Here is a 14,774-nt window from a genome sequence, read left to right as displayed (position 1 = left end):
TGCCCTTCATAGCAATATTTACTGCAAGAGCCGTGCCTGACAAAGCTAATTCATTGATATTACTTGATTTATGTGACCTAGCATCCACTATTCAATGCGAGCAAGCTGACGGCTGCAGGCCACCAGCATGTCGATGCCGTCCCAGAGCCATTCGAATGCCAGCGCCTGTCCCGGACTTGCCACCCTATCGATACGGCAGCAAGGCGACAGCTGTAACGCACACTCAAGCTGCGTTTTATCTGGCCCAACCCAGACACAGGTCTGCATATCCCAAGGCTGTAGCAGCAACTCATCAAGGGTATCGGCAACGAATTCGGCAACTGTACCTCCTCCGATGTGTGCAAGCCGCAAAGAGGCGGTGGGAGTCAATAAGGTGACGCCAGAAAAGGTGTCCAACTGCATCTGACCATCATGGGCGGCATTTTGTTGACTATTGATGAGGCGTTCCATCATAAGGGCAGGGCTGTCTGCAAAGGGTGCAAAGACTGCTTCGAGCAAACGACGGCGCAACACACTATCGGGAGTGCCCAACCAGCAAATGGTGGTTGGCGACGCGCAGGCTTGCTGATTGAAACGGGTAAAGTCTTGCTGCAAAGCAGCGACCACTTGCCGCCACACGGCAGCATCCAGGCTGGCCAGCCATTGACTATCCAGCACAGCCATGGAGCGGCGATCCGGAAACACGATTTCCTGAGCGCGGGGTGAAAGCGGAATAGCCCGTACCCGGCCGATGGTTTCATCACCGCCCCAAATGATGCGAAGGCGGCACCGAGCCGACAGCCAGGCGGTGACGCGTTCGTCATGGTCATAGCGGATAAAACGGGTACGCGAGGCAATCTCTTGCCACTCGGACAGAGAGAAAAGCTCGTTCAGGATGGTCAGCATGGCCTCTTGCGCCGGGTCGATGCGCGATGAGAGACGTACCACGGACCCATTGCCCATCAGCAGCGCCATGACCCAGGAGTAGAACGCGACGGTCGGCACGTTGGAGGGGACCAGATGAAAAACCATCCCCAGCGGGGCGCGCCCTGCCATGCGTTTACGCTGTACCTCAATCTGTCGCTGCCGCAACCAAAAACCAAAAGCGGCCAGATCCGGGTTCTCTCGCCCCTCCTTCAGCAGACGAGCAGAGAGCGCAGCCACAAAGTTGCAGATGACGGGCGCAAAGCTTGGTAACGGGCAAATGACAAAACCTTGCCAGCCACTGACGGGAGCCACGAAAGCGACCTCTGGCCCAGCTTGCCAGATGGCATCTTCGGCATCTGACCGGATCACTGGAAAGTGTCGCTGCATCCCCTCACCTCGGCGCCTTGCTGACGTCCTGATACATGAAAATAACGGCCGAGACGTCCGCAGGGACAATCATCCTCGCCCAGCAGCACACCAAGATCTTCGCTGAGTAAACTGTGGCCTGGATAACTTTGGGGAATGGCAGAGATCACCTGCAACAAACCGGGTTGGCCGATCCCGAGCGGTCGATGGGTCAGCGGATCCCGCACCAGCAGATCAGCAAAAAGCGGGGCATGCAGATGGCCCTGCTCGCACTCGACAAACACCGACCCCACCTGTTCCACCATGCCATAGAAGTTGTGCACCCGGCTCAGCCCCAACTGTTCATGGCAGCGCAGCTTGAAGGCAGGATTATCTACCGCGAGGTGTTGCAGCTTCTTCCAGCCACCGCTGTGAAAAAGCGTGCCCTGCGTCAGCGGCAGTTGCAGACCTCGCTCACGCAGCGGCTCCAGCAGACATTGCCACACCATGAAGGTGAAGCCGAACAGCAGGACCGGCTGGCCCGCATATTTGTCACAAAACGCCTCGATGACCAGCCAGTTGGGCCGCATCTGCTCATCGAGGGCATAAGTATGGTCTCGGCCAAGGAAGGAGAGCCCCAGCGCACCGGCGCCGCGGGCTGAAAAACCGCTGCGGTTTTGGATAAGAGCTGGTTGCTCCACCAGCAGCATGGGCAGCCGTTGCTTGCCGACAAACTCTTGCAAGATTTTCACCAGCACCTTGCTCTGCAGGGCGGCGGTCTCCCTGTCCAGCACAATGCGTGACGGCGTCCCCGTGGTGCCCGACGAGGTGAGCACCTTGAATACCTCTTCTTGCGGCACGCTCTGCCATTGGGCCAATTTGAACAGGCGGGCGGCCAGATAGGGAAGCTCTTGATAGGTCGAAGCCTGACCCCAGCCAAACGCCGACAGAATATTGGCAAAAGCTGGACACCCCTGCCCATGCCGCTGCGTCAATTCATTCAGGCGAGCAAGGAGCAGCCCACTTTTTTCACGTTGGGGTAGCCCGAAAACCGGCGCATCAAACAGCTTGTTCATAGCTGCTCCAGCGCTGTTAATAGGGCCGGATAATCAATTTTCATATTGCTGCGTCGTGGCAAATGATGTTGGTAGATGCGTACGCTTGATGGTGGCACCATCAGCCAGCGGGCCAGCTCCAGCTGTAGTGCATCACTGGGGCACGCATCTGCCTCTATGGCTACCAGCAGGCGATCATCGCGGCCGGTCGCGGCGCAGGAATAGCCCCTCCCCTGCAACCAGGTTTCCACTTCAGCCAAGCTCACCCGTTTGCCAAACAGCTTCAGGAAACGGTTGAGTCTCCCAGTCAGATAGAAGCGGCCCGCCTCATCACAACGAGCCAGATCGCCGGTAAAGAGCGCATCGACATCACGCCCACGCGCCAGATCTTCAGGGCGCTCCGCATAGCCCAACATCACGTTTGGCCCTTGGTAAACCAACTCCCCCTCCCCGTCGGGAAATCTGGGCTCATGACGCAGAGAGAGGCATCCGCCCGGTACGGCACGGCCGATAGCATCCGGGGCAATCATCACTTCATTGTGCGCCAACCAGGCGATGCGCGGCGCAGCTTCGGTCTGGCCATACATCACGAAAAAACGGCGTCCCAGTAAGGAGGCCTGTTCGGCAAATTGCTTTGCCAGTGCCGGCTCAAGCCGCCCTCCGGCCTGGGTTAGTGTCATCAGGCTGGGATATCGGGCCCAGTCAAAACGCAAGCGGTTTAGCATCTGAAAGGTAAACGGCACCCCCGCCACGCTGGTGACCTGATGACGATTGACCTCATCCCAGAATTGGCGCTCAAGGGGGCTAGCAGTACATGAAACCAGAGAGGCGCCAGCCAAAAAATGGCTGTTGAGCACCGACATGCCGAAAGAGTAAAAAAGTGGCAACGAGGTGATGGCTCGCTCACGCCCGTTCAGCGCCAGATATTCGGCGATGGCCTCGGCATTGGCATCAAGATTGGTTCGCGACAATCGCACCCATTTGCTGGAACCGGTGCTGCCCGATGTCGGCAGCAGCATGGCCAGCTCAGGGTGGAGCGAGGGCGCATCGCCAAGATGCGCAACTGCCCCATCCTCTAATACCCGCAGACTGACACCAAAGCGCTGGCACTGTTCACTGTGCAACCGGGCATCCTGTGCAGGATCGGCCAGCATGATGGCGTGGCCATCACGCAGGGCCAGCAAGTAGTGCAGCAGATGCAGGGTAGACGTCACAAATGGCAGGTAGACCAAATGGCGGCCAGCAGGATAGGTGGTGGCCAACTGCGCCACACGCCGAGCCAGCTCACCATAACTGAGCCACCCCTCTTGCGGGTCTCGCCAGGCGGGCTCGTCATTGTCGTCAACCAGATGGGTCAGCAAATCAGGCCGGTTCAAATCACCATCCCCCCATCGACCCCAATCACCTGCCCGGTCACATAGCTCGACAAGTCGGACGCGAGAAACAGGGCCACTTTGGCCACTTCATCTGGCGTGCCAATCCGTCCCATGGCGATGCTGGCCACCCGCTCGGCAAACTTCTCCTCCGGGATAGAGTGGGCCATATCGGTATCAATAAAACCGGGGGCAATCGCATTGACCCGGATCTGGCTGGCAGCCAGCTCCTTGGCCAGTGACTGGGTAATACCGATCACTGCCGCCTTGCTGCCGGCATAGCAACTGAGCCCGGCTGCCCCCACCAGCCCCATCAGGGAGGCGAGATTGATGATGCTGCCGCCACCACTGCGCTGCATCAGGCGAGCGGCATACTGGCAGCAGTAGATCACGCTAAAGGTATTGTTGCTGAATGTCTTTTGCAGATGGGTCTGGTTCGCCATCCCCAATAACGCCTCTTCCAGCATGCCGGCATTGTTGACCAACACGTCCAGCTGACGAGTCTGCGCAAACAGCTGCTGAAAAGCCTGCTTGACCGCCGACGGATCAGCCACATCAAAACAGAGAGGCTGGCAAGGCACGCCAAACTCGGTACCAATCTCGGTCGCCAGCTGGCGCATCGTCACCTCATCACGGCCTCCCAGCCACAGTTCAGCCCCCTGAGAAGCAAACTGGCGGGCGATGGCAAGACCGATGCCACGCCCGGCACCGGTGATCAACACACGTTTGCCCTGCAACAGCCCCTGCATCAGAAAGCGACCCCGTACTTGGCCAGGATCTCGCGCGCCTTGCCGACCGAACTCATGTCGATAATGTCATCGGTGTCGAGCAGCACGCCGTAGTTATCCTCCAACTGGGCAATCAGCCCCATGTGGGCGACAGAATCCCACTGCGGGATACTGTTGTAGGCCAGCTCATCGCTGACGCTGCCGATATCGAGACCCAGCGCCTCGGCAAAAACCTGTTCCAATGCGATTGTCATCTGAAAAATCTCCGTAGCCGCTCACGGGCGGCATAGTAATTCGCCGGCAGCAGTTCCAATGCAAAAAATCCGTTCTCTTGTCCTATCTGGCTATAACCCAGTTGTTCATTCAAGCGCAGGGCAGAGCGATTGTTCTCCCGAACCAGGGTGCGGATACAACCGATGTGCAACTCATCAAAACCCTGATCAAGCTGAGATAAGGCAGCAGCGACAGCCAGCATGGGATGCCGCACGGTTGAGTTGCCCAGATAGAGTCCCGCATCGGCGATCGCCTGACCCAGCAGCTCGCCCTGAGACTCACCTTTAAGATTGACGTAGCCCGCTCGCACGTCTTTGCACCAGAGCACCCAGTGCTGCTGATCCCGCCGCTCACGGGTAGCAGTGAACCATTGGCGCTGTTGCCGTGGCGAAATACGCGCCTGGGATACCATCTGCATTCGCACCTCATCCTGATTGCGCCAACGCCGCAAAGCGGGAAGATCCCAAGGCGCTATCGGGCGTAGCTCAACGCCATAACTCATCTTCAACGCCATACAGTTTCCATGACTTCCATGACCTGTCTCTCTTATCGACCACACGGCCGCCATTCCGTAGCAAAAATCGATAATACAAGCAGAAAAACCAGTATAATATCAAAAATAATCAAAGAGTTGTCATCGATTATCCTGGCTTTGGCCAGTCATTAATCCAGCAGAGAGAACCCATCATGGCCATCGCCATTATCCCGGCCCGGGGTGGCAGCAAACGCATTCCACGCAAGAATATCCGCCCCTTTTGTGGCCAGCCCATGCTCGCCTATGCCATCCAGGCGGCGCAACAATCAGGCTGTTTCAACAAGGTGGTGGTCTCCACCGATGATGAGGAGATTGCCGAAGTTGCTCGTCAACTGGGCGCGGAAGTACCATTTCTGCGGCCAGCCAACCTCGCCGATGATCACACAGGTACCACCCCTGTGGTCATCGACACCATCCAGCGGCTCGACCAGCTCGGCATCCAGGCAAAGCACTACTGCTGCATCTATGCCACGGTCCCGCTTATTCAAGCCGATGACTTGAAGGCCGCCCATCAGCGACTGAGCGCAAGTAATGCTCCCTTTGTCTATACCGTGGCCGAATTCGGCTTCCCTATCCAGCGCGCCGTGCGCATGGATGAGCAGGGCCGGGTCACCCCCTTCTGGCCGGAGCAGATGGCGAAACGCTCTCAGGATCTGGAGCCTGCCTATCAGGATGCCGGCCAGTTCTATTGGGGGACGCAGGCTGCCTGGTTGGGCGGGATCAGCCCTGTCGGCGGAGAAGGGATCGGCCATATTCTGCCGCGGCACAGGGTGGTCGACATCGACACGCCGGAAGATTGGCACCTGGCCGAACTGCTCTATCAAGTGCTGGCCAAAGATGACGTTTAAGGTTGCCTTCCGGCTCGACGCCGGCACCGAGATTGGGCTGGGTCATCTGATGCGCTGTCTGGCCATCGCCGATCGGCTGAAAACGGCTGGCGCCGAGTGCCACTTCCTCTGCCATCAGCTACCTATGCACCTGTTGCCACTGCTGCGCTCCCACCAGCATCACGCTCTCTGTGATCTGGACGATGCAGGCCCCTTGCCCACCTTGCGCCCGGAGTGGCTGGTGTGTGATCACTACCAGATTGATCGGCAGATCGAGCAGACACTGGTAATCCACTGTGGTCAGTTGCTGGTGATCGACGATCTGGCCGATCGCCCTCATCATGGTCAGTTGCTGCTGGATCAGGGGCCACTACGCAGCACAGCCGATTACCAGTCACTCGCTCCTGCCGACTGTCGGCTGCTGCTGGGCACCGACTATGCCCTGCTGCGCCCTGCCTATCGCCAGCTAGCACGCCAAAAGGCCAGCCGGTGGCGACATGGCCTCATCTGCTTTGGTGGTGCCGATCCGGCCGGAGCCTGCCTCATCACCCTCAATACGCTGGCTCGACTGCCATGGGCTAAAACCGTCAGCTGGACTCTGGTAGCCGGTGGGGCCAATCCTTTCTGGCCCGAGCTGCAACAAAGGGTTGCCGAACTGCCCGATCTGCCGCTCACCTTGCTGCGTCAGAGCGACCAGATGGCCGAGCTGATGAGCCGACACGACTTCGCCATTGGCGCTGCGGGCGGCATGACCTGGGAGCGAGCCTGTCTCGGCCTGCCGACCCTGGCAGTCCCCATCGTCGACAATCAGCAGTTCAACGACCAGGTGATCGCCCGCTTTCAGCTGGCCGAGCGGCTGACCCTGAGCGAGCTGGCCGAGCCTGAGCTGCTGCTGCAAACCCTGCACCGGCTTGAACAACAGTCAGACGACTACCGCCGCCGTGGCCAGCAACAGGTGGACGGGCTGGGGCTGGATCGCCTCACCGCTTGGTTGCTGCAACAATCGGATTATCAGCTGTTACCTGATGGTCAACAGTGGCAACTACGCCATGATGGCAAACTGCTGCTCACCCTGACGCTGAACGGCCAGCGGCTGACATGGCAGGCCACCCGGCCACTTCAACTATCGGAGTGGCAAGAGCTGGCACATCGCTTGCAAACAATTTTCTCCCAATTTCCCCTCTATCTTGCCGAGCCACCGCAGATAGCGCCCCCTGCCCCCTGGCAGCCGGCGCCGCAAGGCTGGCAACTTGGCACAGGAATCTGAACACAGATGCAGATCGATCATCGCCCCATCAACCAGGAACAGGCCCCCTATGTGATTGCCGAACTGTCGGCCAACCACAATGGCAATCTGGACCGCGCCCTGGCCATTATGACCGCCGCCAAAGCAGCGGGTGCCAGCGCCGTCAAACTGCAAACCTACCGCCCGGATACCATCACCCTCAAAAGTGATCGACCGGAATTTCAGATCCACGGCGGTTTGTGGGATGGCCACAGCCTCTACGATCTTTATGAGTGGGCGCACACCCCCTGGGAATGGCACCAGGCGCTGTTTGCAAAGGGGCGCGAGCTGGGGCTGACGGTCTTTAGCAGTCCGTTCGACTTCAGCGCGGTGGATCTGCTGGAATCCCTCGACTGCCCGGCCTACAAGATCGCCTCCTTCGAGCTGGTGGACTTGCCCCTCATCCGCTACGCCGCCCAGACCGGCAAGCCGCTCATCATGTCCACCGGCATGGCGAACGAGGCCGAGATCGCCGCAGCGGTCAAGATGGCGCTCAAGCATGGCAACGGCCAGCTGGCCCTGCTGCACTGTGTCAGCGGCTATCCGGCGCCGGCGGCCGAATACAACCTGCGTACCATCCCTATGTTGCGCCAACGCTTCGGGGTCGAGGTGGGGCTCTCTGATCACACTCTGGGATCGGCCACGGCCATCGCCGCCACTGCGCTTGGGGCGACCCTCATCGAGAAACACTTCACCCTGGCCCGCGCCGACGGCGGGCCGGATTGCGCCTTCTCCATGGAGCCGGCCGAGCTCACCGAGCTGGTAACCTCGGTCAATACCGCCCATGCAGCGCTCGGGGTGGCCGATTACCAGCTCACCGCCAGTGAACAGGGTAACCGTGCGTTTCGCCGCTCCCTCTATCTGGTCAGGGATATTGCAGCCGGAGATTTGCTCACCGCAGAACACATCAAATCGGTGCGCCCCGCCCTTGGCCTGCCCCCGGCCGATTACGATCGGCTCATCGGCAAGCAGGTCAACCGCGACATGGCAGCCAATCAGCCTCTCAACTGGGATTGGATTGCACAAGATGAATGAAGATCTGCTGCGCCACCATCTGGCGATAATCGAACAGCGTTGGCCACAGCTTGCTGCCCACCTCACGGTGGCACAGCTGGGCGATCTGCAGGTGGAGTTGTGTGAAGGGCTCAGCAGCACACTACTGGTCAATGGCATCCAGCTCACCAGCCGGCACGATCGGGTGAAGGAGGCCGAACTGCAAGCGGCAACTCTTCCCGATGTACCCGTGCTGCATCTTTATGGCACCGGACTCGGCGATCTGCAGAAGGTGTTACTGACACGCCCCCGGTTAGAAACCCTGCATGTCCATATCATGCACCACAATCTCTTCACTCTGGTGCTGGCCTTGCTCGAGCACGACGAGTGGCTGCAAGACCCCCGGGTAGAGCTGAGCCTCGCGGCCGATGAACAGGAGATTGTACTCCCCTTCTTCGCCCTCCCCAGCGAACTGGAGCTAGCCGAAGATGCGGCCTGCCGCATTCGTGGTCGACTGGTGAGCGAAGTGATGGCGAATTACACCAGGCAACGCTTCGTCCCCGACTTGCCACGCATTACCGGGCGACTGACCGAGAATCTGCCACTTGTGGGTGAAGATGGCGATGTTGCCACACTTTTTGGCTCACACCCGGATGCTACTGCACTGGTCATCGCCAGCGGTCCCAGCCTGCAACACCATCTCTCTCGCCTTGCTGGCTTGTTGCAGCAACATCCAGAGTGGAAGGTACTCTGTGTCGATACTGCGCTCACCCCTCTGCGACAATACGGCATCAGTGTGGATCTGGTCGTAACTATCGACGACGCTCTGACTCCGGATCGACTAGCCAGCCAGGGGCTGACTTCGGTTCCTCTGGTATATGCCCCCATGGTACCCCATGAGACGCTCGCAAGTTGGCAAGGACCGCGTTTTACCGCCTACTCCATCAGCCCCGTGTATGAACAACTTCGTCACACTCATCCCAAAGGGTTACTCCATCAAGGAGGCAGCGTGATCCATCCCACCGTCGATCTCGCCGTCAAGATGGGTTGTCGAGAGATCATTCTGCTCGGCTGTGACTTCGCCTTCCCCGGTGGCCAGACCCATACCGGCTGGGATGATGGTGCTTTGGGTCCTGTTGCCAGCCAAGCCCTCAGCTGGGTACTGGATGGCCATGGTCAGCGCGTCAGCACCAACCCCAATTTCACCACCTATCAGATCGAGCTTGAGCGCTATATGGCAAGCCACCCGGAAGTCAAATTCTGGAACAGCAGCCGCGACGGTGCGGCCCTGCTCGGTTGTGACTATCATCCGGAGCTGATGCCATGACCATCACAGAGCAGTGCATTGCACTGGCACACAATTTTCGCCTTGGCCTTCATGTTGAAAGTGCGCTGCAGCTACCGGCTCTGGTAGAGCAGGCATTGCATGCTCTACCTCCGGAGCACCAAGGCGATGCCGTGACCATAGTGAGTGCCCTGCTGACTTGCCAGGAGCGCCATGACTGGCTGGGATTGGCAGATTGGCTTGAAGGAGAGCTGGCTGCGCTCCTGACGGTCGCCTCAGAAACGAGCCCCTCCTGACATCCGGATCGGAGAGAGCAGCCAGTCCAAGCCATTGGTACGCTACTCAGCACATTTCATAGCAGCAATCACACCGACATTTAAACGGATTTTTTTGTTAATCCAGAATATTTAACGGATTTAACCGCATAGACGAAATCACCAAACAAAAACACCTATCCATCTGGACGTCTATCTTGACCAGGCGAGGTTGACTCACTACTGTGGGCACCCTAATGCGGCAGGATGCCCGCCCTGTTTTCCCCCTATCCCTATCCGATACAGGTACAAAGCAGTTTATGACAGGAGGTCATTGTTCAATTTCAGAGGAACACATGATCCAGATCCAACCCAGTGCCAGGGCCTTGTTGCCACTTCTGGTTTTTCTCGCACTCTTTATCGGTACCGGTACCTGGCTGACCCTGCAGGGGGTCGAATTCGCCTTCTATCAGCTGCCCGCTCCGGTTGCTGCCCTGCCTGCGGTGATGCTGGCCCTGCTGCTTGGCAAAGAGAGCTTCAACAGCAATCTGGAGACCTTCTTCAAGGGGGTCGGCCACAGCAATATCATGGCGATGTGCCTTATCTATCTGCTGGCGGGCGCCTTTGCCAGCGTGGCCAAGGCCACCGGCGGCGTTGATGCCACCGTGGCGCTGGGCCTGTCGCTCATCCCTGGCTGGGCGCTGTTGCCCGGGCTGTTCCTCATCTCTGCCTTTATTGCTACCGCCATGGGCACCTCCATGGGCACCATAGGTGCCGTGGCGCCGGTCGCGCTGGGCGTGGCGCAGGCGGCCGGTATCGATCCGGTACTGATGGCAGGTACCATTCTCTCCGGCGCCATGTTTGGCGATAACCTCTCCATCATCTCCGACACCACCATAGCGGCCACCCGCAGTCAGGGGTGCGAGATGAAGGACAAGTTCCGCGAGAACTTCAAGATTGCGGCCCCTGCCGCCATCGCGGTGATCCTGCTCTATCTGACCCTGGGCTCAGTGGGTGAATCCCCTGCCAGCGGCAGCGCCATCGAGCTGTTCAAGGTGATGCCTTATCTGCTCATTCTTGGGCTGGCGCTCGCCGGAGTGAATGTGTTTGTGGTATTGGGGATCGGTATTCTGGCCGCCGGAGTGGTGGGCATGATCAACGGCTATGCCATCGGTCAGTTCAGCAAGGATATCTATCAGGGCTTTACCGGCATGCAGGAGATCTTCCTGCTCTCCATGCTGATAGGCGGCCTCGGCGCCCTGATGGAACGTCAGGGTGGACTGGCCTGGATCAGCGAGCGCATCAGCGCCCTGATTGCCCGTTTCACTCGCGAGCACAACGGTGAACAGAACGAGAAAGCGGCCGAGCTCGGCATCGCCGGGGTGGTGAGCCTCACCAACCTCTGCACCGCCAACAACACGGTGGCTATTATCGTCGCCAGCAAAGTAGCCCGGGATCTGGCCGAACACCACGGTGTCACCCCGCGCCGCGCCGCCTCCATGCTGGATATCTTCTCCTGCGTGGTACAGGGTCTGATCCCCTGGGGCGCACAGGCGCTGCTGCTGGGATCCATCTTCGCCCTGTCGCCGTTGGCGGTGGTGAGCATGAGTTTCTACCCGATGGCACTCGCGGTAGCGGCACTCATTGCAGTGTTTGTAAAGCACCAGATGCGCGGCAAGGCTGAGAAGTAACTGACTAGAGGCTGGCGCACCGACATGTCATCAACAGGGGCCACACCCTGGCCCTTGTTGACTCACTATCGGATCCGCCAGCATTTATCCCACCGTTCCGGGCATCGCCGTCCGGGACGGGGTTTCCCTGCCCCCCTTAACGTCAAGAGTGAATGTGCTAAGGTAGAGCGCGTTCAAGCCATCGATGCGCAGCTATACCAGAGGTTCCCCATGCATGAGTCCCAACCCGAATGTCAATCCCTGCGCCAACTGGTTCGTCAACGCCGCAAAAATCTGAGTCCGGCCGAGCAGCAATTGGCGGCCCAACAGCTGCTGGCCCAGTTCAAGCAACACCCCGAGATCCTCGCCGCCAAACGGATTGCCCTCTATCTGGCCAATGACGGGGAGATCAATCCATTGCCCACCATCCATTGGCTGTGGGCCCAGCACAAAGAGGTCTACCTGCCGGTGCTCCACCCCTTTACCCCGGGTCACCTGCTCTTTTTGCGCTATACCGCCACCAGCCCCATGGTACGCAACCGCTACGGCATCGAAGAGCCGGAGCTGGATATCCTGCAGGTGGTGCCCCACAGCACGCTCGATCTTATCTGCACCCCGCTGGTCGCCTTCGATGCCCAGGGCAATCGTCTTGGCATGGGGGGCGGCTACTACGATCGCACTCTCGCCATCTGGCATGAGCACAAGCTGGGCCCCAAGCCGCTCGGCATTGCCCACGACTGCCAGCAGGTGGATGCGGTCCCGCAAGAGGAGTGGGATGTGCCGCTGCCCCAGATCATCACCCCGAGCCACTGCTGGCGCTTTGAATAAGCTGTTTTTGGCCAGCAGCCCCTGCTTTGTGCGCGCAAACGCAGAATAAACAGGCAAACGATTTACAAAGTCCCTCTTTTTGCCCCGGAACGTGAGCAACAAGGTCGCGACGGGGTACCGGGTTGGATATAATGCGCCCGCTTTTTTCTTAAGGAACGATCATGACTCAAGATGAAATGAAGAAGGCGGCCGGTTGGGCTGCGCTCAAGTATGTGGTTCCCGGCACCATCGTCGGGGTGGGCACCGGCTCTACCGTCAACCACTTTATCGACGCGCTGGCGACCATGAAGGACGAGATCAAGGGGGCGGTATCCAGCTCCGTGGCCTCTACCGAGCGCCTCAAGGGCTTCGGCATCACCGTATATGATCTCAACGAGATCGACGCCCTCTCCGTCTATGTCGATGGCGCCGACGAGATCAACGCAACCCGCGACATGATCAAGGGCGGTGGCGCAGCCCTGACCCGCGAGAAGATCGTTGCCGCCGTCGCAGACAAGTTCATCTGCATCATCGACAACACCAAAACCGTCGACGTGCTGGGCCAGTTCCCGCTGCCGGTGGAAGTGATCCCGATGGCCCGCGAATACGTGGCCCGCGAAATTCGCAAACTGGGTGGCAACCCGGTGTGGCGTGAAGGAGTGGTCACCGACAACGGCAACCACATTCTGGATGTGAAAGGCATGGCCATTACCGACGCCAAGGCGCTGGAAGTACGACTGAACGCCATCGTTGGCGTGGTCACCAACGGCCTGTTCGCAGCCCGCGGCGCCGATGTGGTCCTGATCGGTACGCCGGACGGCGTGATTACCCAGTAATCCCGACACCGGCAACACAGTGCAGCGGCATCCTCCCTCGCACGCCAGCGTCACTCTGCCACCTCTGACGCAGCAGCGGCGTTGATTGAGCCCTGGGATGGGATATGACCCAAACATTGCACTGTGAATAAATGACGGCGCCTGATGGCGCCGTTTTTATTTATCCCTCAACAAGTTGCATACGGATGTTTACAACATTCGTTGATAACTTCAAAGAATTTGACTTTCGTCACAAATATTCCCTCTCCCAAACGTTTTTGCTACTTTACGGTTTTCTTCGCACACCAAATCTGCACTTACGTTTGCACATACAGAGGGATCGTCATGACTGCCAAGTTTTCGTTGGACAAGGATAAAATCAAGGTTCTGCTGCTGGAGGGGGTTCACCCCAACACCGTAGAGACCTTTCGTGCCGCAGGTTACACCAGTGTGGAGTATCTCAAGACCTCGCTCTCCGAAGAGGAGCTGATTGAGCAGATCCGCGACGTCCATTTCATCGGGCTGCGCTCCCGCACCCAGATCACCGAGAAAGTCCTCGACGCCGCCAACAAGCTGGTCGCCATCGGCTGCTTCTGCATCGGTACCAACCAGGTCGAGCTGGAAGCGGCCCAGATCCGCGGAATTCCGGTCTTCAACGCCCCCTTCTCCAACACCCGTTCGGTCGCCGAGCTGGTACTGGGCGAGATCCTGCTGCTGCTGCGCGGCATCCCCGAGAAAAACGCCAAGTGCCATCGCGGCGTGTGGGAAAAACTGGCCAACCGCTCGGTGGAAGCCCGCGGCAAGAAGCTCGGCATCATCGGCTACGGCCACATCGGTACCCAGCTTGGCATCATCGCCGAAAGCATCGGCATGAAGGTTTATTACTACGATATCGAGAACAAGCTCTCGCTGGGCAACGCCATTCAGGTGCCGAGCATGGTCGAGCTGCTCAATATGTCTGACGTCATCAGCCTGCACGTGCCGGAGACCGCCTCCACCAAGAACATGATCGGTGCCGAGCAGCTGCGGATGATGAAACCGGGCGCCATCTTCATCAACGCCGCCCGTGGTACTGTGGTGGATATCGACGCCTTGGCTGACGTCATCAAGAGCGGCCATATCGCTGGCGCCGCTATCGACGTCTTCCCGGTCGAGCCCAAGTCCAATGACGAGGAGTTCCAAAGCCCGCTGCGTGGGCTGGAGAACGTTATCCTGACCCCGCACATCGGTGGCACCACCCATGAGGCGCAGGAGAACATCGGGCTGGAAGTGGCCAACAAGCTGGTCAAATACTCCGACAATGGCTCCACCCTCTCCGCCGTTAACTTCCCGGAAGTGTCGCTGCCGGGCCACAAGGGCTCCAGCCGCCTGCTGCACATTCACCGCAACCAGCCGGGCGTGATGAACCAGATCAACCAGATCTTCGCCGAAGAGGGGATCAACATCGCCGGTCAATACCTGCAAACCAGCAGCCATATCGGTTACGTGGTGATCGACGTGGAGACCGAGCACAGCGAGAAGGCGCTCGCCAAGCTCAAGGAGATCAACGGCACCATCCGCGCCCGCATCCTCCACTGATAGACCCTTATCTGCGCAGCAAAAAGCCCGTCGTGATGACGGGCT

15 protein-coding genes are annotated in these 14,774 nt (G+C 58.9%); 9 read left to right on the top strand and 6 right to left on the bottom strand.

What is annotated here, in order from left to right:
* Positions 1-87: 87 nt before the first annotated feature.
* The 6 genes from ACB035_RS04530 to ACB035_RS04505 are packed head-to-tail and all read right to left on the bottom strand — an operon-like array spanning position 88 to position 5,194.
* Positions 88-1,293: an acyl-CoA reductase gene (locus ACB035_RS04530; protein ID WP_371166774.1), complete on the bottom strand. Its 1,206-nt coding sequence runs from the start codon at positions 1,291-1,293 to the stop codon at positions 88-90.
* Positions 1,272-2,327, bottom strand: coding sequence for an acyl-protein synthetase (locus ACB035_RS04525; protein ID WP_236382303.1), 1,056 nt, complete (start codon positions 2,325-2,327; stop codon positions 1,272-1,274). The genes ACB035_RS04530 and ACB035_RS04525 overlap by 22 nt, the downstream gene beginning before the upstream one ends.
* Entirely contained in the window at positions 2,324-3,682 is a 1,359-nt protein-coding gene (locus ACB035_RS04520; RefSeq protein ID WP_371166773.1) for an AMP-binding protein, read from the bottom strand. The genes ACB035_RS04525 and ACB035_RS04520 overlap by 4 nt, the downstream gene beginning before the upstream one ends.
* Positions 3,679-4,428: an SDR family NAD(P)-dependent oxidoreductase gene (locus ACB035_RS04515; RefSeq protein ID WP_371166772.1), complete on the bottom strand. Its 750-nt coding sequence runs from the start codon at positions 4,426-4,428 to the stop codon at positions 3,679-3,681. Before ACB035_RS04515 ends, ACB035_RS04520 begins: the two co-directional genes overlap by 4 nt.
* Entirely contained in the window at positions 4,428-4,661 is a 234-nt protein-coding gene (locus ACB035_RS04510; RefSeq protein WP_144715547.1) for an acyl carrier protein, read from the bottom strand. The genes ACB035_RS04515 and ACB035_RS04510 overlap by 1 nt, the downstream gene beginning before the upstream one ends.
* Positions 4,658-5,194 (bottom strand): GNAT family N-acetyltransferase, encoded by a 537-nt coding sequence (locus ACB035_RS04505; RefSeq protein ID WP_144715545.1) that lies wholly within the window; start codon positions 5,192-5,194, stop codon positions 4,658-4,660. The genes ACB035_RS04510 and ACB035_RS04505 overlap by 4 nt, the downstream gene beginning before the upstream one ends.
* Before the next feature lie 173 nt (positions 5,195-5,367).
* On the opposite strand from ACB035_RS04505, the gene pseF reads away from it, so the two are divergent.
* The 9 genes from pseF to serA all read left to right on the top strand — a co-directional run bounded on the left by pseF (position 5,368) and on the right by serA (position 14,729).
* A complete protein-coding gene (gene pseF / locus ACB035_RS04500; protein WP_371166771.1) occupies positions 5,368-6,063 on the top strand; it encodes a pseudaminic acid cytidylyltransferase in 696 nt (231 codons plus the stop codon).
* Positions 6,053-7,309: a UDP-2,4-diacetamido-2,4,6-trideoxy-beta-L-altropyranose hydrolase gene (gene pseG / locus ACB035_RS04495; protein WP_371166770.1), complete on the top strand. Its 1,257-nt coding sequence runs from the start codon at positions 6,053-6,055 to the stop codon at positions 7,307-7,309. The genes pseF and pseG overlap by 11 nt, the downstream gene beginning before the upstream one ends.
* A 6-nt stretch (positions 7,310-7,315) precedes the next feature.
* On the top strand, positions 7,316-8,362 hold the full coding sequence (gene pseI / locus ACB035_RS04490) for a pseudaminic acid synthase (protein WP_371166769.1): 1,047 nt from the start codon (positions 7,316-7,318) through the stop codon (positions 8,360-8,362).
* Positions 8,355-9,647: a motility associated factor glycosyltransferase family protein gene (locus tag ACB035_RS04485; RefSeq protein ID WP_371166768.1), complete on the top strand. Its 1,293-nt coding sequence runs from the start codon at positions 8,355-8,357 to the stop codon at positions 9,645-9,647. Before pseI ends, ACB035_RS04485 begins: the two co-directional genes overlap by 8 nt.
* The gene (locus ACB035_RS04480; RefSeq protein WP_371166767.1) at positions 9,644-9,901 is read left to right on the top strand and encodes a hypothetical protein; all 258 of its coding nucleotides are present in this window, start codon (positions 9,644-9,646) and stop codon (positions 9,899-9,901) included. The genes ACB035_RS04485 and ACB035_RS04480 overlap by 4 nt, the downstream gene beginning before the upstream one ends.
* 314 nt (positions 9,902-10,215) lie before the next feature.
* Positions 10,216-11,550, top strand: coding sequence for a Na+/H+ antiporter NhaC family protein (locus ACB035_RS04475; RefSeq protein WP_267517541.1), 1,335 nt, complete (start codon positions 10,216-10,218; stop codon positions 11,548-11,550).
* Between the two features lie 210 nt (positions 11,551-11,760).
* Positions 11,761-12,357: a 5-formyltetrahydrofolate cyclo-ligase gene (locus ACB035_RS04470; protein WP_371166766.1), complete on the top strand. Its 597-nt coding sequence runs from the start codon at positions 11,761-11,763 to the stop codon at positions 12,355-12,357.
* A gap of 161 nt (positions 12,358-12,518) precedes the next feature.
* Entirely contained in the window at positions 12,519-13,172 is a 654-nt protein-coding gene (gene rpiA / locus ACB035_RS04465; protein WP_005353106.1) for a ribose-5-phosphate isomerase RpiA, read from the top strand.
* A gap of 324 nt (positions 13,173-13,496) precedes the next feature.
* Complete coding sequence (gene serA / locus ACB035_RS04460; protein ID WP_005337639.1) at positions 13,497-14,729, top strand: phosphoglycerate dehydrogenase; 1,233 nt, start codon at positions 13,497-13,499, stop codon at positions 14,727-14,729.
* The last annotated feature ends 45 nt before the right edge of the window (positions 14,730-14,774 follow it).

It is taken from the genome of Aeromonas sp. S12(2024) (genome assembly GCF_041402305.1).
Lineage (GTDB): Bacteria > Pseudomonadota > Gammaproteobacteria > Enterobacterales > Aeromonadaceae > Aeromonas > Aeromonas veronii.
The sequence above is the reverse complement of the archived record's forward strand: the minus strand, read 5'-3'. Positions and strand labels throughout refer to the sequence as shown.